Genomic DNA, 20,037 nt, shown 5'->3' with positions numbered 1-20,037 from the left:
AGCAATTCAGTAGGAGGATCTGATGTCCACAGCAATCATCGGGGTCGGCGCCATCGGCGGCACGCTCGCCCGGCTCCTGGTCGACGGCGGGCAGCGAGTCGTACTCGCCTCCCACGACCAGTCACAGGCCGCCTCCCTGGCGGACAAGCTGGGAGAGCGGGCTGTCGCCGCGTCCGTGAAAAATGCCATCGCTCAGGCCGACGTCATCGTTCTCGCGGTGCGGTTCGATGTCCTCAAGGAGCTGATCGCGGACTACGCGGACCTCCTGTCCGGCAAAGTCGTCGTGGACCCCTCCAATGCGCTTGAAGTCGACGACAAGGGGAATTTCACTCCTTTGCTGCCCCAAGGGCAGTCCGCAGGTTCGGTCATTGCCGGACTGCTTCCTGCAAACGTCCACTACGTCAAGGCGTTCGGCACTCTCCCGGCCGAACTGCTGGCCTCCGGAGCCAACCGAACGCCACAGCGGGCGGTCCTTTTTTACGCGACGGACGACGAGCAAGCTGCCGCGGCGGCCGAGCGTCTCATCACCGCGGCGGGGTTCGATCCGGTGAAGGCCGGCGGTGTGCGCGATGCCGGACGGGTGGAGGTGTTCGGTGACCTCCATCCCTTCGGCGGCCTGGACGGACGGCTGGTGACGACGGAGGAAGCCCACTCCGCCATCGCCGCCTCGAAGTAGTACGACGAGGCGCATCCCGGAGGAGAGGCCGGGCGCACGGATTGCGCTGCTCACATTGCCCCTCACACCTTCTTGCCGCGCACAGGGCCGGTGTGCGGCAAGAAGGCCGGGACGGGATTCCGGGAAGCCGACCCGAAGCCGCAACAGCCAGGGCTCCGAGGCGCGCCCGGAGGAGTGAGCGGGGACAGCCGCCAGGAGTGCGGGTCATCGAGTCGTGGGGTTGGTCGTCCTCCGCGATGTCACTGAGCTGATCCACCTACCCCGACAGCGCCGCTCGACAGGTGCATCGCTCTTCGGGATTCCCACCGCAATGACACGACGACCGGCTGTTTCCGGCTCATTTGATTGCCAAGTGTTTTCTGTCGAAGGAGGAAAGGTTCATGGGATTCGACCTCGACGGCAAGGTCGCCGTCGTCTCGGGAGGGACAACCGGTATGGGCGAGGCCGCCGTTCGCGCGTTCGCCAGGGCCGGTGCGAAGGTGGTCCTGGCGGACCGGGACGGGGACGCCGGGCGGGAGATCGTGAAGTCGCTGGGTGGCGACCATGTCGCCGTCTTCGTCGCAGCCGACACTGCCGACCCGGACGGTGCCCGTTCGATCGTGGAGACGGCGCTCAACCACTTCGGCCGTTTGGACATCGCGTTCAACAACACGGACGTCCGGCCCGCACCGGCCGCCCTGGCCGACCAGACGGCCCAGGAGTTCGCAGACGTGCTCTCCGTCAACCTGCGCGGGTTGTTCAACTCGATGCGTGCGCAGATCCCTGCCATGCTGGCGTCCGATGGCGGCGGGTCGATCATCAACACCTCGTCGGTAATGGGCACGCTCGCTGCCGCGAACGAGTCCGCCTACGTCACGTCGAACCACGCGGTCATCGGGCTGACGCGGGGAGCGGCCTCCGACTACGCGGCACAGGGCGTCCGCGTGAACGCGATCCTGCCCGGGAGCGTCAGCGCGGCCGGCGCGCAGCGGTCCACGGAAGGCGCCCCGCACTCCGGCGGACAGGCAGGTGAGGCCAGCCCGGCAGGCCGCGCAGCAGAACCAGGCGAGGTGGCCGACGTCGTGGTCTGGTTGGCCTCGGAACAGTCCTCGTATGTGACCGGAGCGGCGATCGCGGTGGACGGCGGCGTCACCGCCACCCTCTGAGCGCCCTTCGCGGACAGCTGTGAACAATTTGGGAGGAGTTAAGTCATGAAGTTCGATTTCACCGACAAGGTCGTCCTGGTCACCGGTGCGGCATCGGGGCTGGGCCGCAGCACCGCCAAGGCATTTGCCAACAGTGGAGCCAAGGTGGTCGTCTCGGACATCGATGCGGAGGCCGGCCGTGCGACGGTAAGCGAGATGGGAGGTGACGCGCTCTTTGTGCATGCCGACGTTGCCGACCCCGAGGCCATGCACAAGGTCGTCGACATGGCTGTCGAGCGCTTCGGTCGGCTGGACATCGCCTACAACAACGCAGGTGTCGAGCTGACGCCGAACCCGCTCGCCGAGCAGTCGCTGGAGGAGTTCGACCGTGTGATCGCCGTCAACGTCCTCGGTGTGTTCCATTCCATGCATGCCGAGGTCCCCGCCATGCTCGCCTCCGGCGGCGGTGTCATCATCAACGCCGGATCCGGGCTGGGGCTGCGCGGAATTCCCATGCAGTCGCCGTACGTGGCCTCCAAGCACGCGGTACTGGGCATGACCAAGGCCGCGGCACTCGATTACGCGGCCCGGGGTATCCGCATAAACTCCGTCGCGATCGGAGTGATCGACTCCCCCCTGTACGAGACGGCTGTGGCGACGACCCCTGGCTACAAGGAGCGCATCTGGTCCCGTCAGCCCAACGGCAGGATCGGGACCATGGACGAGGTGGCCGACACGGTGATGTGGCTGGCGTCCGACGCGTCCTCCTACATCGTGGGAGCATCGATCGTCCTGGACGGAGGACAGGCGGTGACATGACGACTTGGCCCAGGCTATTCAGCGGAATTGGGTGAGTTGACGCCCTGACAGCAGAAAGGTGTCGCTGACCTGCGAGGAGACGAGTGTCCAGGTCGTTTTCGGTGCAGGAGTCAGGACACCTTTCTGGTGAGCGTGCGTACAGGGTGGGGCCGTGGGCTGTGTGTGTCGGCCGACGGGAAGGGGCTGGTCGGGCATGCGGGGGCGGTGCTGCTGCGTCGGCTGGCGGACCGGGTGGGACTGACGCGAGGGCTCGCCGGGGTGCTCCCGTCGAGTACGACGGCCGGGTGGCGGGAGCGGGCAAAGGTGCTCGTCCAGCTCGCCGTGGCGATCGTGCTCGGGGCGCGGGTGGGGGCGTCCGGCACGTCGGCGGGCCGGTTCTTGGCGAGTTCCTGGCGCAGGACGGGCACAACCTCTTCGCCGAGCATGTCGATCTGCTCCAGCACGGTCTTCAGGGGGACCCCGACCCCGTCCACATTGAACAGCCGGCGCTGGTAGTCGCCGAAGTGCTCGCGGAAGGTGAGCGTCCTCTCGATGACCTCCTGCGGGGAGCCGGCCGTCAGCGGGGTCTGCTCCATGTACTCCTCCAAGGAGGGGCCGCCGCCCATCTGCGGGGAGTGGTCGAAGAACGGGCGGAACTCGCGTAGGGCGTCCTGTGAGTTGCGGCGCATGAGGACATGCCCGCCGAGGCCGACGATGGCCTGCTCCGCGGTGCCGTGCCCGTAGTGCGCGTACCGCTCCCGGTACAGGCTGATCAGGCGCTGGAAGTGCTCCTTCGGCCAGAAGATGTTGTTCGCGAAGAAGCCGTCGCCGTAGTAGGCGGCCTGCTCGGCGATCTCCGGGGAGCGGATGGAGCCGTGCCAGACGAACGGCGGTACGCCTGGCGAAATGAGCGGTTGTTACCTTGGCATGACAGGCAGTCAGCCCGTGTTGCGCCTACATCCGATGGATCGGGGTGGGTATGGGGCAGCGGAGGCCGGGGAGGTCGAGGACGGGCTGTGGCAGCATCCGGGAGACCCGGACGCTGCCGTCCGGCCCGGCGGTCATGCTGCCTCGATGCCGAGTTCGACCATCAGACCACGGATGCGCTGCTCTATCTCGTCGCGGATCGGGCGGACGGCCTCGACGCCCTGCCCGGCCGGGTCCTCCAAATTCCAGTCCAGGTAGCGCTTGCCGGGGAAGTACGGGCAGGCATCGCCGCAGCCCATGGTGATCACCACGTCGGAGGTCTGCACTGCCTCGGTGGTCAGCATCTTCGGGGTCTCGGCGGAGATGTCGATGCCGACCTCCCGCAGTGCCTCGACGGCTGCGGGGTTCACGGTGCCGGCGGGGGCGGAGCCAGCCGAGCGGACCTGGACGCGGTCGCCGCCGAGGTGGGTGAGGAAGGCGGCGGCCATCTGGGACCGGCCGGCGTTGTGTACGCAGACGAACAGCACGGACGGGACTGCGGGAGTGCTCACGGCAGGGGGCTTCCTTGATCGAGACGAGAGATGCGGGGAGGGTCCGTCAGCGGCCGGAGGCGGCGAGGTGGTGCTCGCCGTGCGGGACGACGACGTCCTCGCCGGATGGCGTGGGTCGGCCGAACAGCATGGCGACCAGGGTGATGCCGACGGCCAAGCCGACGAGTTGGGCGGCGATGAACGGCAGCACCGAGCCGGGGGTGACGCCGGCGAAGGTGTCGGTGAAGGTCCGGCCGATGGTCACTGCCGGGTTGGCGAAGCTGGTCGAGGACGTGAACCAGTACGCGGCGCCGATGTAGGAGGCGACCGCGACCGGGGCGAAGTGCGCGCGGCCGGTGCGGGCCAGGCCGAAGATCAGCAGGATCAGTCCGGCGGTCGCCACGACCTCGCCCAGCAACAGGTGCGGGGCCGAGCGGTCGTGCGTGGACCAGCGCACCAGCGGCTCGGCGAACATCGCGTCCGCGAGTACCGCGCCGCCGATCGCTCCGGCGACCTGCGCGGGCAGGTAGGCCGCGACCTCGCGCAGGGTCGGGCCCTCGCCACCACGGCGGCCGGTCCACCAGGCCGCCAGGGTGACGGCGGGGTTGAAGTGGGCGCCGGAGACTGGGCCGAGCAGGGCGATCAGTACGCCGAGGCCGAAGACGGTGGCCAGTGAGTTGGCCAGCAGCTGCACGCCGACGTCCTGGGAGAGCTTGGTCGCCTGGATGCCGGAGCCGACCACGACCGCGACCAGCGCTCCCGTCCCGACGAACTCGACAGCGGTCCGGCGGCTGAGGGGGGCGAGTTCGGTCATCTCGAAGCCCCCACGCCCGCCGGGACAGCCCCGGCAGGAGCCTCCAGCAGAGCCGAGAGCTTGGCCAGGGCGGCAGGCAGGACCCAGTAGTAGACCCAGGTCCCGCGCCGCTCGGAGCCGACCAGGCCGGCCTCTCGGAGAACCTTCAGATGGTGGGAGATGGTCGGCTGGGAGACATCGAACGGGCCGGTCAGGTCGCAGACGCATGCCTCACCGCCCTCGTGGGAGGCGATCAGCGACAGCAGCCGCAGCCGCACCGGGTCCGAGAGGGCCTTGAACATCTTCGCGAGATCGGCGGCGGCCTCTTCACCCAGCGACTCGCGGACCATCGGCGAACAGCACGCCGTCTGGTCGATCACCTGCAGTTCCAGCTTCGACATGCATCTATGTTGACATCCATCTATCCGGGGAGCAACCTTGGCTATATCGGCAGACGTCGATATAGGACCCATTGAGGAGACTCCCATGTCCCGTGTTCAGCTCGCCCTTCGCGTCTCGGACCTTGAAGGGTCGATCGCGTTCTACTCGAAGCTGTTCGGCGCCGAGCCGGCCAAGCTCCGCCCCGGCTACGCGAACTTCGCCATCGCCGAGCCGCCGCTCAAGCTCGTCCTGATCGAGGGCGTTGCCGGCGAGGACACCCGCCTGGACCACCTCGGCGTCGAGGTCGAGTCCACCGAGCAGGTCGCCGCTGCGACCGACCGGCTGAGGGAGGCCGGGCTCGCCACGTTCGAGGAGAACGACACCTCCTGCTGCTATGCCCTCCAGGACAAGGTCTGGGTGCACGGGCCGGGCAAGGAGCCCTGGGAGGTCTACGTGGTCAAGGCCGACGCCGGCCAGCTCGGCAAGAGCGCCGTCTCCGGCGGCGACGCTTGCTGCAGCTCCAATGCACAGGAGGCCGAGCTCGCCCCGGCCGCCGCCGGATGCGCCTGCGGCTGAACCGCCCCCTCCAGAGCGACCTTGGGCTCTTCAGCCATTGGCCCGACTTCCCTGACGTGGTCCGTCAGGCGGGTGATTGGCACGGGCGGCGATCTGAGGGAAGGCCGGCAGTGCGAGGTGGACCACCGACGACCGGCGCTCCTGCTGTGCAGCGAGTTGCGTGATCTTCTCCTTCGCGGCGGCGAGGCTGACGTTGAGGCAGTCAACCTCGCCGAGCCACCCATCGCGCTCAGCCTCACGAATCCGGTCGGTGAGGTTGTCGCGGATCTCCTCAAGGCGCGGAAGCTCGCTCGGCGAGACCAGGAGAACGGGGCACCGCGCGTAAGACCGGGGCGTTGCGGATCCCCCCACCACTCGCAACACCCCGGCCGGTCAGGCGCCGTTTCTCTCCTGCGACCTGCTCCGCCGGACATGCCCAGGGCCTGCGGCTCAGCCGACCGTCCACTTCTGGTTGGCGCCGCCCGAGCAGGTCCAGATCTGCAGCGGGGTGCCGTTGGCCGAGTTGTTGCCCGTCACGTCCAGACACTTGTTCGCCTGCGGGTTCACGATGTCGTTCGCCGAGGAGACGACCCACTTCTGGTTCGGTCCGCCCGTGCAGTCCCACAACTGGACCGTCGAGCCGTCCGCCGTCCCATTGCCGGTGACGTCGAGGCACTTGCCGAGCGCGCGGATCGTCCCGTCCGAACCGACGGTCCACTGCTGGGCGGCGGTGCCGTTGCAGTCGTAGAGCTGTACGGGGGTGCCGTTGGCGGAGTTCGCCGCGGCGACGTCCACGCACTTCCCGGCGAGCCCTCTGATCGCGACGCCGGCAGCCGTGTCACCCGTGGTCACCGACACCGAGTCCACCACCAGTTGCTGCGGGAAGACGGTGGAGCCGTCCGGGTCGCCCGGCCAGTAGCCGCCCACCGCCAGGTTCAGGATCAGGAAGAACGGCTTGTTGAACACCCAGGTCTTCCCGCCCAGGTCGGCTGGTGTGCGCCGCTGGTAGACGGTCCCGTCCACCGACCAGGTGATCGAGTCGGGAGCCCAGTCCACGGCGAAGGTGTGGAAGGCGTCGGCGAAGGCCTGGCCGCCGGGTAGGGAGTAGGCCGCGCCTATGCCGCCCGAGCCGGAGTAGCCCGGGCCGTGGATCGTGCCGTGGACCGTGGAGGGCTCGTAGCCGACGTTCTCCATGACGTCGATCTCGCCCGAGTCCGGCCAGTTGACCGGTGTGCCGAGCATCCAGAACGCGGGCCACATGCCCTGCCCGCGCGGGATCTTCATCCGGGCCTCGACGTGCCCGTACTGCGCGTTGAACTTCCCGGCCGTGTTCAGACGGGCCGATGTGTACTGGCAAGTCCCGTACCAGCACTGGTAGTTGGCCGGGTTCTCCCGGCGGGCCGTGATGACCAGATGACCCTGACCGTCCAGGGCCGCGTTGTTGTTGCCCGCCGTATAGTACTGCCGCTCGTGGTTGTTGACGTTGTCGCCGGTCTCGATCTGCCACTTCGAGGAGTCGACGGCCGCTCCGGCGGGCCCGTCGAAGGTGTCGGAGAACGTCACGGCGGCGGCCCCGACACTCGGGGCGTCTGCCTGTGCCGGGCCGATGGCGGCGGTCGCGACCAGCATGGCGGAGAGGGCGGCGAGGAGACATCTGCGGAGCGATCGTGGCGAGACCACGGCTCTCCCTTCCGGCGCACGAGGGCGCCGAGCGAGGTGGGGGGTGAGTGCGTCGCCTCTTGATTTAAGAAGTGAGATAAGGGGGCGTCAATAGTTCGGCACGGACCAGATGATGAAGGCGTGAGATGCGTCATGCCGTTAAAGCGGCGGAACTCTGGACGAATTCCCTAACGGCAAGGCGCAGTACAAACTCTGCTTCGGTGGCCAGGGCCTGTCCTGCGGATCATGCTCGGGCAGGGCCCGGTAGGTTGCCCGCATGTCTTCTGCACTTGTTGTTGGCTATGACCCGCAAGCGATACCCGGCGTCGACGGGGAGGCTCTTCGCGCGGCTCTCGATGCGGAGCTGGCCCGGTTCGGCGAGCACGGCATCGACGCGGCCATGACGCTGGTCGTGTTCGACGAAACAGCCGAGTCCACCCTCGTCGTGTCGCTGACCAAACACCCATGGGATGTCGTGGTCGTCGGCGGCGGGATCCGCAAGACCGAGCAGTTGCTTCCGCTCTTCGAGCAGATCGTGAACCTGATCCGCCGCCATGCGCCCCAGGCCGCCATTGCGTTCAACACCAGTGGCGGGGACAGCGTCGAGGCGGCACAGCGGTGGCTCTGAATTCCGTCCGTCCGATCACGTCCTGGGCCACAGTCGGATCGCGGCAAAAGTGACAGTGCCGTGGAAGACGTAGGCCCGCTTGTCGTACCTCGTCGCCACCGCCCGGAAGCTTTTCAGGGCATTGATCGTCCGCTCCACTTCGTTCCTGCGCTTGTAGATCGTCTTGTCGAAGCCGGTGGGCCGACCGCCCCGGCTGCCGCGGCGCTTGCGGTTGGCCCGCTGGTTGTTCGGCTCGGGGATGGTGTGCTTGATCTGGCGTCGCCGCAGGTAGCGACGGTTGCGCCGGGAGGGGTACGCCTTGTCACCGCCGAGATGGTCCGGTCGGGTGCGGGGACGTCCGCCACCGAGGCGGCCGACGCGGATACGTTCCACGACGGGGATGAGCTGCGGGGCGTCGCCCCACTGACCAGACCGGATGCTGCCGACGGGATGCGGATGAGGGCATCGTGGTCTCCTGCCTTTCGGCAGGGACCGTTGGCGGCGTGTGGTGCCGCGGGTGGCGGTGGGCCCCTCCACGGTCCGTGTCTTCATCAACCGTACAAGTGCTCTTCGCCGGTCGCCGGTGAGACGCCCGCAGAAGGGACTCCTTGCCGTTCCGCCCCAGGCACGTCGTCGCTTCCGCGAGGTCTGCTCACCTGATGTGCGACGTGGTCCTGTTGACCCATTGAGACAGCGTGAGCTGCCTCGCCGGGGCCGCTCGGTATGGCCTGTGGTGACGGGGTGACGCGTGACCGCAGTCGGGCCGGGTGGCCGCGTGTGTCCGCGCGTTTCGGCCTTTGCCGCAGGCCAGGGCGTCGCGTAGAAGAGACAGGTGTGCGGGCACGGCTGCGAGGCGGTCGTACTCGTCCCGGCATGTGGTGCAGGTTGCCCGGTGAGCCCGCACCGCGCTTGCCTCATCGGGTGCGAGGGTCTTGCGTTCGTTTCCGGCAAGAAGTTCACGGATCGTGCGGCATTCCTCGACGGCCGTCTTCTCGTCGGACTTCGTCAGGCAGTGGGCTTCGGTCATGGCGGAACCTCCGTTCAGGGTTTCACCTTCGCCCAGGAACGGCCCTCAGCACATCGTCCCCACGCAGCGACTTCCGGCTACCACGGCTGCGGTATGCGGTACGTCGGCCTACGGCTGGGACAGAAGAGGGACACACCGTGCCGGCGACTATGCGGGTTCTGGTTCCGTAGCCGGACTGACCAGCCCGCACTGGTAGGCGATGACCACGAGCTGGGCGCGGTCACGAGCCGCCAGCTTGGTCATGGCCCGGTTGACGTGGGTCTTGGCGGTCAGCGGGCTGACGACCAGGCGCTCGGCGATCTCATCGTTGGACAGACCCAGTGCGACCAGGCTCGTGACATCGCGTTCCCGCGGCGTCAGGCTCTCCAGCCGCTCGTGTACGGCCGCCGGGCATGGATCCGGCTGGGCCAGAAAACGAGTGATCAACGCTCGCGTCGCCGACGGGGACAGCAGCGCCTCGCCGTCTGCGACCGTGCGGACGGCATCGAGGAGCTCGTCGGGTCGCGCCCCCTTGCCGAGAAAGCCGCTCGCACCCGCACGCAGTGCCTCCGCGACGTGCTCGTCGTCTTCGAAGGTGGTCAGGATGAGCACCTTCACACCTGCGAGGTCCTCAGACTCGGTGATGAGCCGTGTCGCCTCGAGGCCGTCCATCTCCGGCATGCGGATGTCCATCAGGACCACATCGGGGCGCTGCGCGCCGGCCAGCTCGACCGCCTCACGGCCGTTGGACGCCTCGGCCACGGTCTCCATGTCTTCCGTGGCGTCGAACAGCATGCGGAAGGTGCCCCGCAGCAGGGCCTGGTCATCGGCAAGCAGTACGCGAATCATCGTGCTCATGTCTCCGATCCGGTGCCGGGCTGGGGCGCAGCGGCAGTTCGGCGGTCACGGTGAAACCGCCCTCGGGGCGCGGTCCCGCATGCAGCGTGCCCCCGATCGTGGTAGCCCGCTCACGCATCCCGATCAGCCCGTGACCGGCCCCCGTGTGAGGTTGGTGCGGTCCGGCGCACCCGTCGTCCTCGACGGTGATCGTCAGCCGTTCACGGTCGTAGTGCAGCAACAGCCGGGCATGGTCGGTCCCGGCGTGCTTGCGCACATTGGTCAAGGACTCCTGCACGATGCGGTACGCGGCCAGTTCGACCGCCGGCTCCAGCGGTTCGATGGTGCCCTGCCGCATGTGGCTCACGGCCAGCCCGGCGCGTTCGAACGACGCCAGAAGTGCTGGTACCTGCGCAAGGCCCGGCATCGGGTCGCGGGGCGCCACCGGCTCGTCGGACTGCCGCAGCAGGCCTACGGTCACCCGTAGTTCGTCCAGCGCGGAGCGGCTGGTGTCCCGGATGTTCTCCAGCGCCGTCAGGATTTGTTCCGGACGCTGGTCCACCAGGTGGACGGCGACGCCTGCCTGAGCGTTGATCAAGGCGATGTGGTGCGCGACGATGTCGTGCAGCTCCCGTGCGATCCGGACGCGTTCGGCCGCCACTCGCTGCTGTGCTTCCTGCTCGCGGGTGCGCTCGGCGTGCTCCGCCCGTTCCTCCACGGCCGCCACATAGGCGCGCCGTGAGCGCAGCCCGTCCCCGACGGCGGCCGGCAGGGCCGTCCAGGCCAGCATCGCAACCTTGTCCGGGTCCAGCCACGAATTCGAGGACCACACCGCGACAGCGCCCACCATGACAGCAGCCGAGACAGCTGCCGCGGTCCAGGCAGTACGCCGGTCGGTCCGCACGGCCACGTTGTAGACGGACACCAGAACCGGGCTTGACACCAGCGGGCTCTCCCGAAAACCGAGCACCTGAAAAACCACCCCGCAGCCAACGGCGACGCCCAGTACGCCGAACGGGTGGCGCCGCCGCCAGGGCAACGCCGAGCAGCCGACGGCAGCCAGCACCACGGCCGACCAGCGCAACACGAACTGGTGGTGGTGCGGGTCGACCGAGGCAGCCACGACCGACAGCACGCACAGCACAGCCACACCCAAGGCGTCGACCGCGCGGTTCCCGGATCGGCCTCGCCGCCTCCAACTGTTGAGCACCGTCATGCCATCACCGTAGGGTCGGTCGCCGGGTCGGGCATCGTTTCACCACGGCACGGGGCGCCCCGGGGCGCCATGGCCCGATCCGCGGATTCGAGCTGTGTCCCGCGGGACGTGGCCAGGCTCAGGGGCAGACCGAGGCTGAGCGTGCGGTCATGGCGACAAACGCCCAGTACGGGACATGGACGCGTTTGCCGATCCGCCGCCCGCCGGACCAGACCGGTTGCGCAGGGCAGTCCGGCCCGATCGCGCGCTTCCTCCCGCCTTGGCGTCGTGGGCCCGCAGCGTCGCGGCCTGCCGTACGGCCGCCACGGCGTCGCGGCGGTCGCGGTTGTCGGGAGCCCCTGGGCCCGCATCCGCCATGCCGGTACGTCGTCGGCCGTGAGTGTCTCCACGGCCGACGTCCTGCCGCGTGCGGGAGCGGCACAAGGGGCTCGGTATGCTCGCGGGCAAATGTCAACTTTCCCCTCCAGCCACAGCGCCGGCCCCTCCGCGACGCCGACCGGGTCGCCGACGGCCGCCGAAGCCACAAGAGCTCGCAGCCCTCACCTGCCTACCGGGGTCGTCATCGGCCTGCCCGCACTGGTCGCCTTGGGCTTCGGCCTGTGGGGCATCGCCAGCGTCTCACTGGGCAGGGACGAGATCATCACGGTGTCGGTGGCCCGCCGCAGCCTGTACCAGATCGCACGTGTCCTCCCGCACATGGATGTGGTGCATTCCGCCTATTACCTGGCGCAGCACTTCATGGTGGGGTTGTTCGGTTACAGCGAGACAGCCATCCGTATGCCGTCGGTGATCGGTACGGTCCTGGCCGCGGCCGCCGTCGCGGCCCTCGGCCGGAAGCTGATCGACCCCTTGGGCGGCCTGCTGGCGGGGCTGCTGTACGCCGTCACCCCGCTCGCCGGCCAGTACGCGCACTTCGCCCGGCAGTACGCGGTCGTGGCCGCGGGCGCCGCGGCGGTGACGCTGCTGTTCGTCCGGGCGCTCGAGCGACACACCAAGCGTGCCTATCTGGCGTACGCGGCGGGCATGGCGGCCCTGGGCATCCTGCATTTCTTCGCCCTGTTGCTGATCACGGCCCACGTCATCACCGTGCTCTGCGGTGGGCAGTGGCGCCGGCGGCTTCCGCCCGTGCTCGCGTCGTGCGCCGTGGCGATGCTGCCGGTTCTGCCGATCGTCGCGGTGGCCCAGGGGCAGCAGCAGCTGATCGGCTGGGCGCGGCCGCCGGGGCTGCCCGAGGCCCGGGATCTCCTCATCGCCTTCGCCGGCGGCCCGTGGGCCGCCGCTGTCGTGATCGTCCTGGTGCTGATCGGCGTACTGCCGGTGCGTGGCCCGCGAGCCGCCGTTCCGGAATCGCCGGTGCCGGGGATCCGCGCGCTGGCGCTGCCCTGGTTGCTCTGCCCGCCGGTCATCCTGTTTCTGGTGTCGCAGGTCCATCCCGCGTACGCGGAACGCTACGTCCTGCTCAGCCTGCCGCCAATGGTTCTGCTCGCCGCCGCGGGCGCGGTACGGCTGCGGCCCCGGCTTGTCGGCATGGTCGTGGTTGGCCTCGCGCTCGCACTGATGATCCCGCAGAACGTGCACGACCGAAGGGAATCGAGCACGCCGGACCAGTTCCGCGAGGCGTCACAGGTGGTCGGCGAGCACGCACAACCCGGTGACGCGATCCTTTTCCTGCCCGGCGGCCGCCGGCCCATCAAGGACGCCTACCCCCAGTACTACACCAAGGTCACCGACATCGCGCTGGACAAGTCGGCCGTACGCGCGGCGGACTTCTCGGGTGACGAGATCAACGCGGCGGAGCTGCGCGTCCGGATGACCCATGTCAAGCGAGTCTGGCTGGTGGCGTTCTCCCGTTACGTCCGGTGCGCGCGGACGGTCAATCTGTCCCCGATGAGCCAGGCGAAAATGGATATTCTGACTTCCGGCTACCGTCGCGACAGCTGCCGGCAGGTCATCGGAATGACGGTCGAACTGTTCGTTCGGCCCTGACTTGATCCTCAACCTGTGCGACGGGGCCGTGGGGCAGTTGACTTCTTCGTTCGCTGTTTCGCCGACTGCGTCTTGCGGGGTGTGTGCACGTCGTGGCGTGGGGCGGGTCGGGTGTTCCTTCGGCCTGGGGGTGTCCGGGGCCGGGATGCCGACGAACTCGGGGACGGCCCGGTCCATGTACTGCCGGCGTACGGTGACGCGGTCGGGGCCGGCCGCCGACACCTTCTCCATCGTCCCGGCGAGGTCCTCCCGCCAGGCGTCCGGCAGCTGGAGGTCACGCTGCAGGATCGGGTCGTCGGACAGGACCGGGTCGTCCATGCGGACCGAGAGCTCCGCCCGGTAGGCGGTGCCGTCGTCGACGGCGTCGTGCACGCCCGGCAACACGGGTCGGCGTCCGTCGAGGTCGCCGAAGACGCCTTGCGCGTCCTTGGCGCCGTCCCGCGGTTTCCCGGGCGCCTTGTCCGCCGTACGGCCACCGGGCGCACCCTGGGTGCCCCGGCGGCGGTGCAGGCCGGGGCACCCAGGGTGCGCCCGGCCCAGCCCCAGAACTCCCCCGCCCGGCTCCACTCGTACGGCCAGGGCCTGCGCGGCGCGCGCGTGATGGGCGCGCATGCGCCGCCCGGTGTCCGGGTCAGGGGGGCGAGTACACCAGTGATCTCCGGCAACGGGGCGGTGGCCCGATCCGCAGAAAACGCGGGGATCTCAGGCGCTCGTGCGCCGTATGTGCAGGTGGCCATCGCGGGGGAAGGAGGGCGGCGCCGCGGGCAGGACGCTGTCGAAGTCGTACCGGCTCTTCAGCGCAACCCGGCACGATGCCAGGTTGTCCACCTGGTGCAGGAGTTCGAGACGCTCCAGCCCGTCGGCTTCGAAGGTGTCGAAGGCCCAGCCGGTGAGCGCCTCCAGAGCGCGGGGGGCCACTCCCCTCCCCCAAGCGTGCGCCGCGGTCCAGTAGCCCACCTCGGCCGCCGGTCCGCCGGAGGTGACTTCCTTGAGGACCACGTTGCCCACCAACTGCTCGCGAACTGGACCGGGTTGTTCCTCGAGGACTGCGAAGCTGAACCGGTCCCCCGCTGCCCAGCCCCGCTGCTGGGCCTGCACCCACCGTGCCCCGCCAGCGTCGTTCTCCACGACGTGGCTCGTCCAGTGGCGCAATCCGGGATCCCGGTACACCTCGACCAACGCGGCAACGTCCTCCATGCACCAAGGGCGAAGAACGAGAGCGGGAGAGGCCGGCGTCGCGGCAACCTGAAGGACGACGGAGGTATTCACCGACCGATCGTATGCGGTGGCGTTCTCATCCGACGCCAACCGTGTGCGGACCGTGCCGCCTCGCGACCGCCCCGTCATCGCTGTGTCCGGACGCGCAGGGCCTGGACGGACCAGTCGAGCACTGGCGCCAGACTCTCCGGAACCGGCCAGCCGTTGATCACTGCGAGCAGCTGAAAGTACCGCTGCCTGCGGGGGTCGTTCACGCTCTCCAGCCGGGTCGACAGCCGGCGGCGAAGCTCGACGTCGTCGGGGCGGCCGAGGAGGTGCGCGTAGTACGTCGTGAACGCCGCGACGATCGGATCGGCCTCGGGCGAGGCCGGGTCGATACCAGCGGTCAGGGCCGGGCCGACCTGGTCACGGACGGCTGCGGCAATGTCGCGGCGCGGGACCGTCGAGCCGCTTCGGGCCTGCTCGGCTGCCTGGTCCTCGGCCATCCGCCGCACGGCGGCGCGGAAATCCGGGTCCAGGGACAGTTCGGCCAACTCCACCCACGCCTGGACTTGTTCCGCCTCTGGGTTGTCGGGCAGCTCGGGGGTCATGGAGCGCATGACCCCCGTGAAGGCGGGGGCGGCGCCAAGATTGCCGAAGACGACGTCGAGGAAATCGCCGATCAGACGTCGGCGTTCGTCCTCGGAGAGTTGGGCCAGCTGATGCATGAGTTCCGTCTCCTCAGGGGTGGACCCGCGCTCGGCCACCGCCGTCAGCACCGCGCGCCGCAGACGCAGGACGCGGATCTGCACTGCCAGCGCTTCGGCGTGCGCCGCGGCGACCTCGGGAAGCGAGAGCTCCCGGTCCACGACCTTGCGGATCGTGGGAAGGTCCAGTCCCAGCTCGCGCAGGGTCCGCACGAGGTCCAGGCGTGCGACGGCATCGATGTCGTAAAGGCGGTAGCCGGCCGGGCTGCGGTCCGTGGGCGCCACGATCCCGCGATCGGAGTAGAACCGAATGGTCTTGACCGTGAGACCGGTCCGCCGAGCGAGCTCGCCGATCGAGTAGAGCGTGTCGCCGTCCATGTCCCCACCTTCACGTCTCCCCTTACTGGAGACTCAAGCCCCTTCGCCTGCCAGGTGCCAACCACTCCTCATCCACAAGTCCTGGCAATTCCTCGCGTTCCTGGTGCGTCGTAGTCGTACGGCTGGGGGGTGTCCCGTGCGACCTGGATGGTGCACTTCGGCCGGGTGGGAGTAACTGTCAAGAGGTGTGGATCGTGTGGCCTGATCAGGTAGCTGGAGGCATCAGCCGCGATGCCCCGGTGAAGACGGCCAGGGCCACGGTTGCCCCTGCTGCCGTCACCGAGGCATCCGCTGCGATTCGGTCCCAGTGCGGCCGTGCCAGGTCCGTCAGTACGAACACGACGGCCGAGCCCGCGAAGACTAATGCGCGGGTCGGCTCCATCGGGGGTCCCTGCCGCTCAAGGCCAGTGCGCGGTCAAGCAGAGGCGCATGGGCCTCCTGCGGCACCTCGTCGGTGAGAAGGCCCAGGCCGCGCATGCGAGGTGCCTCACACGTGTAGGTGTCGAGCGTGGCCTTGGCCAAGGACGTGGGGAGCACGTCCTGTCCGGGCGGGCCTTCACGAGGCGACGCGCTGGAACCGCCCACCGCATCGTCCTTGACCTGCACGTGCTCCAGCCGTTTCGCCCAGGTGCCGTCCGTCTCCCAGCGGGAGAAGCGTTCGTAAACGGTCTGCCAAGGGCCATAGCGTTCGGGCAGGTCACGCCAGGGTGCCCCGGTTCGCAAACGGTCACAGCACGCCGTTCACCACCTGTCGGTGATCCCGCCACGGCCGCCCGCGACCATCGACACGCGGCAGCAGCGGGAATATCCGCTCCCACGCCGTATCCGTCAACTCGCCCCGGCCGACGACAAGATCAATGATCAGGCATGGCTGGTCGCCCAGGGTGCTCTTCCTGCCTCGCCCGTCACGTGGGAAGACACGTCAGGCAGGCGGCCGAGTCAGGCGCGGGTGCCGGTTATGGCTGCAGGACCGCTCTGGGAGCGGGGGGTTTTCTCTCCGACTTTCCTGACCTCGATGGTGCGCGGGTCGACGGCTTCGCCCGGGGCGCCTTCCTGGTAGAGGCCGTTGGGGAGACTGTCCCGGTCGTGTGGGAGGAGGAAGAAGACCCGGCGCCTGTACAGGCCGCTGTCGGGGTCGGGTTCCGCCTGGTCGTCGAGGAGGGCGTAACCGACCATGCGTCCGTCCCGGGCGTAGGGGGGCTTGGTGTTACGGCGCCTGGTCTTGTCGAGGGCCTGGCGGACATAGTCGAGTTTTCCGGGGTCTTCCAGCCACACCACGTCTTCTTCGTGGGTGAGATCGCCCTCGGTCAGTAGCGAGCTCATGGCTGGTGCCCCTCCTTGGTCTTTCGGGCCGGGCGGCGGCCCGCCTCGTCCTGTGGTGTGCCGTCCGTCGTTGGGCCTGGCTCTGTGGGTTCATGGTAGGCCGGGCCGGCGGGGGTGTGTAGGGCCGGTCGTGGCACCTGGCAGCTGCGGGCGACATACGCCGGTTCGTCGTTGGGGTGCCGGAGTCGGTTCATGAGGGGGTGTCCAGTAGGGCGAGGCCGGGGTAGTACTTGCGGCCATTGGACTTGATCATGTCTGCGGGTGAGGCGAGCCCGACTTCCTGCCGGACGCGGGTGGCGAAGGCTCGGGCCCCGGCGGGGCGGATGCCTTCGCCGGCGCTGCACCAGGACGCGTAGGTGGTGTAGAGGAGGCCCTGTTCGACGCGCAGGTCGGGCTGGGCCTCGATCTCGCGGGTGCAGCATTCGGTGAGGAAGCGGCCGATGTGGTCTTCGGTGTTGGCGTACGCGGTGGTGGCGATGCGGACGCGGTCGGGTCCTTCGAGGTTGTCGCGGGTGGTGAGGTAGCGGCGGGCGCCCTCGATGAGCCACTGCAGGATGCCGGGGCCTTCGTCGCGGACGAGTTCGAAGGCCAAGTTGTCGATCTTACGGTGGTCAGGGACGGTCCGCTCGAAGGGCAGCAGGCGGATGCGACGCCAGAACGCGAAACCGCCGGTGGAGACCTCGGGCCTGTGGTTGCCCAGCAGCCACAGGTGGTGTGTGGGGCTGAAGGAGAAGTAGTCCTGCCTCATCCTGCGCGCTTTGATCTTGTCGCCGCCGGTCAGCAGCCTGACCCGGGCTTCGTCGAACTTGTCGTTGGGCTTGAGTTCGCTGCAGACGATCAGACGGCGGCCGTGGAGCTCGGTCAGTTCGGTGGAGTGCTCGGAGAACGCCCCGCGGTCCATGAGGAAGCCCGGGGGCGCGGCGTCCGCGTAATCACCCAGAATCTGGATCATGGTGTCGAGCAGGACGCTCTTCCCGTTCTTGCCGTGGCCGTGGAGGAAGGGCAGGACCTGGGCGCCGACGTCACCGGTGATGGAGTAGCCGAGCAGCAGGTGCAGGAAGTCGATCATTTCCTGGCCTTCGGCGTCGTCGCCGAAGGTGTCGTGCAGGAAGCGGTGCCAGCGTGGGGTCTCGGTCTGCTGGGGGCCCACGCTGGTGGCGCGGGAGTGGAAGTCCCGGGTGGGGTCGGGCTTGCGCAGGAGGCCTGTGTTGAGGTCGACGACGCCTGCGGGGGTGCACAGGGCGTAAGGGTCGCCGTCGAGGGTGTCGGGGTCGAGGGACAGGTCGGGGGACGCCTTGGCCTGCGTGAGGAGAGCCTTCATGCCGGTGGTCGACAGGGTGCGCTTCTTGTGGTGGTGGAGTTCGCGGTCGCTGAAATGGCCGCCAGGATCGCTGTCCGGCATGTCCTCGGCCATTTCCCCGGCAGCCCACAGGGCCGCTTTCTCGCCGCCATTGCGCTTCCAGCGGTAGCCGTCCCAGGAGAACCATCCGAGACCTTCGACATGGCGGAACTGGTCGCGGTAGAGCTTGACGAACAGCTTGGCGTTGCCGCGGTCGGTGAGTGTGCCGGGCAACGGCGAGGGCAGCGCCCATGAGGGCGTGGCCACCGGGGAGGCATGGGCCTGGGCGGGCAATGCTGCCGGCGGGTGGTCGGCCTGCTCGAGGTCCAGCATCTGCTGGGCGGCAGCGCTGGCGTCGAAGCGCGGCGACTGGGCGCTGCTCATGAACGTCCTTCGAGGTGAAGCGGGCGGGCGGAGCCGGCGGCGAGGGCGTCGTCGATGATGCGTTCGTTACGAGCTGTCTGCCAGGGCCTCGCGGTCTCGGCAGCCTCACGCAGCAGGGCCCGCGCGGTGTGTTCGTCAAGATGTCCAGCGGCTGAGAGTCCTCCGGCGGTGTAGGCGGCCTTGTTGAGCTTCTCGGTGAAAGCTGCGCCCTCGGAGGTTGCGGCGCATGCGGTGACGTCCAGCAGCAGAGGGTCCAGGACGCCGTGCGCACGGGCGTGGGTTCGCGGACGACGGCTGCGGGGAATCGAGGGCCGCGAGGGGACCGGGGGGCGCCGGCGCTGGGTCGTGTGGCCCGTCCTGACAAGTTCTTCGCCGAGCCATTCGGGCAGCGGCGCGGGCAGGTGGGACGGCCCCTCGCGCACGTAAGTGCCCTGAGTGGTGCGGGTGGTGGGGGCAACGATGTAGCCGCCGTCGGCCCGTACGTCGACCTGCCAGGCCAGGGCGACCTTCGGGCTGGACCCGGTCGAGCAGCGGAACCGGGTGGCCGGGTGGGGGTTTCGGTACCAGACGTGCAGGCCCCCGGACGGGGTGCGCACCCGCAGGGTGCTGTCGTCCTCGGCCGGGCTGGGCTGGCCGCGCAGGGCTGCGAGAAGGGCCAGGGTGTCGAAGCCCGAGGCCAGGCCGTGCAGGTTCACCGAGTCGTGGATGGGGATGCCGGGCAGGAGGCGGTTGCGGTCAGGGACCGGGGCTGAGTGTGCGTCGATGTCAATGACGATCAGGTCTGCTCCCCCGCAGGCCACGCCGACGCCCCAGGAGGGGTTGGCGGACCACCAGGCGTCGATGCGCGTGGCGCTGGTGGTCGCGGCGTGGAATCCGTGACAGGGGAGCCCCGCGGGGAGACAGGCACAGCTCGCAGGAGAGTGGTGCTGGTTCTTGCAGGCAGAACAGTTGGCGGCGGGGGTCTTACGCCCGGTTGCGAGCGGGTGGACGGGCCAGCCCTGCTCGGCGCACCAGCGGGCCACGGCGTGGGATGCGGCGGGCCGCGCAGGACCTGCGGGCGCTTTCATCACCTCGGGGCCGGGCACGCCTCTCTCTTTCTGCCAAGGGTCTCGTTCCTTCAGTCCCTGACAGACACGGCCGGTGCCGTGACCGTGTGCTGATCCAGGGACCGGAGGGACTGTAGGGACTGTGTTTCGGAAGAGAGTCTAGGACCCGGGGGCTGCAAGCTGCTGCAGCTCCCCCCGCGTGGCGGTGTATCAGCTTCCCGGTCCCTACGGTCCCTTCGGTCTCCACAAGCGGGGAAAAACACACCACTTATGCGCGAAATAACCGTATGCCAAAGGACTGGAGGGACTGGAGGGACTGCGCCTTCCGCAGAGCGCGGGATCTCCCCTGTCCCGCAGGGACCAAGGGAGGCCGGGTCGGTCATGGCTCAACGCCCACAGTCGGCCGGCGGGCGGGGCGACTGCCACCGGCAGGAACAGTTCCGTCGGCCGCAACAGTGACTGAACGAAAGACCGGGGGGACTGGGGGGACTGGCCACTCGCCTCAGTCCCTGAGCGTTTCCGCAGGTCAGGCATGCGACACGACACGAGCAAGGGACTGAAGGGACCA

The 20,037-nt window shown here is 68.8% G+C and carries 17 protein-coding genes and 3 pseudogenes; 6 read left to right on the top strand and 14 right to left on the bottom strand.

The features are described from left to right. Positions 1–22: 22 nt before the first annotated feature. The 3 genes from OG747_RS51860 (at position 23) to OG747_RS51850 (ending at position 2,619) form a co-directional block, all read left to right on the top strand. Positions 23–676 (top strand): NAD(P)-binding domain-containing protein, encoded by a 654-nt coding sequence (locus OG747_RS51860; RefSeq protein ID WP_331743126.1) that lies wholly within the window; start codon positions 23–25, stop codon positions 674–676. A 380-nt stretch (positions 677–1,056) separates the two neighbouring features. After that, entirely contained in the window at positions 1,057–1,821 is a 765-nt protein-coding gene (locus tag OG747_RS51855) for an SDR family oxidoreductase (protein ID WP_331743129.1), read from the top strand. A 45-nt stretch (positions 1,822–1,866) separates the two neighbouring features. After that, complete coding sequence (locus tag OG747_RS51850; protein ID WP_331743133.1) at positions 1,867–2,619, top strand: glucose 1-dehydrogenase; 753 nt, start codon at positions 1,867–1,869, stop codon at positions 2,617–2,619. 314 nt (positions 2,620–2,933) lie between these two features. Here the strand turns inward: OG747_RS51850 and OG747_RS51845 are convergent. From OG747_RS51845 to OG747_RS51830, 4 genes and pseudogenes are all read right to left on the bottom strand, one after another. After that, a pseudogene (locus tag OG747_RS51845) lies at positions 2,934–3,497 on the bottom strand (LLM class flavin-dependent oxidoreductase); the annotation flags it as partial. Between the two features lie 162 nt (positions 3,498–3,659). Beyond that, positions 3,660–4,076: an arsenate reductase ArsC gene (locus OG747_RS51840; RefSeq protein ID WP_331743136.1), complete on the bottom strand. Its 417-nt coding sequence runs from the start codon at positions 4,074–4,076 to the stop codon at positions 3,660–3,662. A gap of 46 nt (positions 4,077–4,122) precedes the next feature. Next, positions 4,123–4,869, bottom strand: a complete 747-nt coding sequence (locus OG747_RS51835; protein WP_331743139.1) for an MIP/aquaporin family protein — start codon at positions 4,867–4,869, stop codon at positions 4,123–4,125. Beyond that, positions 4,866–5,198, bottom strand: coding sequence for a metalloregulator ArsR/SmtB family transcription factor (locus tag OG747_RS51830; RefSeq protein ID WP_331744951.1), 333 nt, complete (start codon positions 5,196–5,198; stop codon positions 4,866–4,868). The genes OG747_RS51835 and OG747_RS51830 overlap by 4 nt, the downstream gene beginning before the upstream one ends. 136 nt (positions 5,199–5,334) lie before the next feature. On the opposite strand from OG747_RS51830, the gene OG747_RS51825 reads away from it, so the two are divergent. Then, positions 5,335–5,805, top strand: a complete 471-nt coding sequence (locus OG747_RS51825; RefSeq protein ID WP_331743143.1) for an ArsI/CadI family heavy metal resistance metalloenzyme — start codon at positions 5,335–5,337, stop codon at positions 5,803–5,805. Positions 5,806–6,234: 429 nt separating this feature from the next. Here the strand turns inward: OG747_RS51825 and OG747_RS51820 are convergent, their stop codons facing one another. Beyond that, the gene (locus tag OG747_RS51820; RefSeq protein WP_331743148.1) at positions 6,235–7,464 is read right to left on the bottom strand and encodes a ricin-type beta-trefoil lectin domain protein; all 1,230 of its coding nucleotides are present in this window, start codon (positions 7,462–7,464) and stop codon (positions 6,235–6,237) included. Positions 7,465–7,720: 256 nt separating this feature from the next. Here OG747_RS51820 and OG747_RS51815 point away from each other — a divergent pair, with 256 nt between their 5' ends. Next, on the top strand, positions 7,721–8,071 hold the full coding sequence (locus OG747_RS51815; protein WP_331743151.1) for a hypothetical protein: 351 nt from the start codon (positions 7,721–7,723) through the stop codon (positions 8,069–8,071). 15 nt (positions 8,072–8,086) lie between these two features. Here the strand turns inward: OG747_RS51815 and OG747_RS51810 are convergent. The 3 genes and pseudogenes from OG747_RS51810 to OG747_RS51800 all read right to left on the bottom strand — a co-directional run. Beyond that, positions 8,087–8,479 (bottom strand): annotated as a pseudogene (locus tag OG747_RS51810) (transposase); the annotation flags it as partial. Between the two features lie 745 nt (positions 8,480–9,224). After that, a complete protein-coding gene (locus OG747_RS51805; protein WP_331743154.1) occupies positions 9,225–9,914 on the bottom strand; it encodes a response regulator transcription factor in 690 nt (229 codons plus the stop codon). After that, positions 9,880–11,109: a sensor histidine kinase gene (locus OG747_RS51800; protein ID WP_331743158.1), complete on the bottom strand. Its 1,230-nt coding sequence runs from the start codon at positions 11,107–11,109 to the stop codon at positions 9,880–9,882. Before OG747_RS51800 ends, OG747_RS51805 begins: the two co-directional genes overlap by 35 nt. A 447-nt stretch (positions 11,110–11,556) precedes the next feature. Here OG747_RS51800 and OG747_RS51795 point away from each other — a divergent pair, with 447 nt between their 5' ends. Next, positions 11,557–13,095, top strand: coding sequence for a glycosyltransferase family 39 protein (locus tag OG747_RS51795; RefSeq protein WP_331743160.1), 1,539 nt, complete (start codon positions 11,557–11,559; stop codon positions 13,093–13,095). A gap of 702 nt (positions 13,096–13,797) precedes the next feature. Here OG747_RS51795 and OG747_RS51790 read toward each other — a convergent pair. The 6 genes and pseudogenes from OG747_RS51790 to OG747_RS51765 form a co-directional block, all read right to left on the bottom strand. Continuing rightward, on the bottom strand, positions 13,798–14,364 hold the full coding sequence (locus OG747_RS51790; RefSeq protein WP_331743163.1) for a GNAT family N-acetyltransferase: 567 nt from the start codon (positions 14,362–14,364) through the stop codon (positions 13,798–13,800). 74 nt (positions 14,365–14,438) lie between these two features. Then, positions 14,439–15,377 (bottom strand): MerR family transcriptional regulator, encoded by a 939-nt coding sequence (locus tag OG747_RS51785; RefSeq protein ID WP_331743166.1) that lies wholly within the window; start codon positions 15,375–15,377, stop codon positions 14,439–14,441. Positions 15,378–15,956: 579 nt separating this feature from the next. Continuing rightward, positions 15,957–16,236 (bottom strand): annotated as a pseudogene (locus OG747_RS51780) (transposase); the annotation flags it as partial. A gap of 80 nt (positions 16,237–16,316) precedes the next feature. Next, a complete protein-coding gene (locus OG747_RS51775; protein WP_331743169.1) occupies positions 16,317–16,700 on the bottom strand; it encodes a DUF6009 family protein in 384 nt (127 codons plus the stop codon). Between the two features lie 190 nt (positions 16,701–16,890). Then, positions 16,891–18,423, bottom strand: a complete 1,533-nt coding sequence (locus tag OG747_RS51770; RefSeq protein ID WP_331743172.1) for a phage/plasmid primase, P4 family — start codon at positions 18,421–18,423, stop codon at positions 16,891–16,893. Next, positions 18,420–19,445 carry a bifunctional DNA primase/polymerase gene (locus tag OG747_RS51765; protein WP_331765409.1) on the bottom strand — a complete coding sequence of 342 codons (1,026 nt, stop codon included), beginning with the start codon at positions 19,443–19,445 and terminating at the stop codon, positions 18,420–18,422. The genes OG747_RS51770 and OG747_RS51765 overlap by 4 nt, the downstream gene beginning before the upstream one ends. Positions 19,446–20,037 lie beyond the last annotated feature (592 nt).

It is taken from the genome of Streptomyces sp. NBC_01384, from assembly GCF_045040035.1.
Lineage (GTDB): Bacteria > Actinomycetota > Actinomycetes > Streptomycetales > Streptomycetaceae > Streptomyces.
This window is presented reverse-complemented; position numbering and strand designations above follow the sequence as displayed.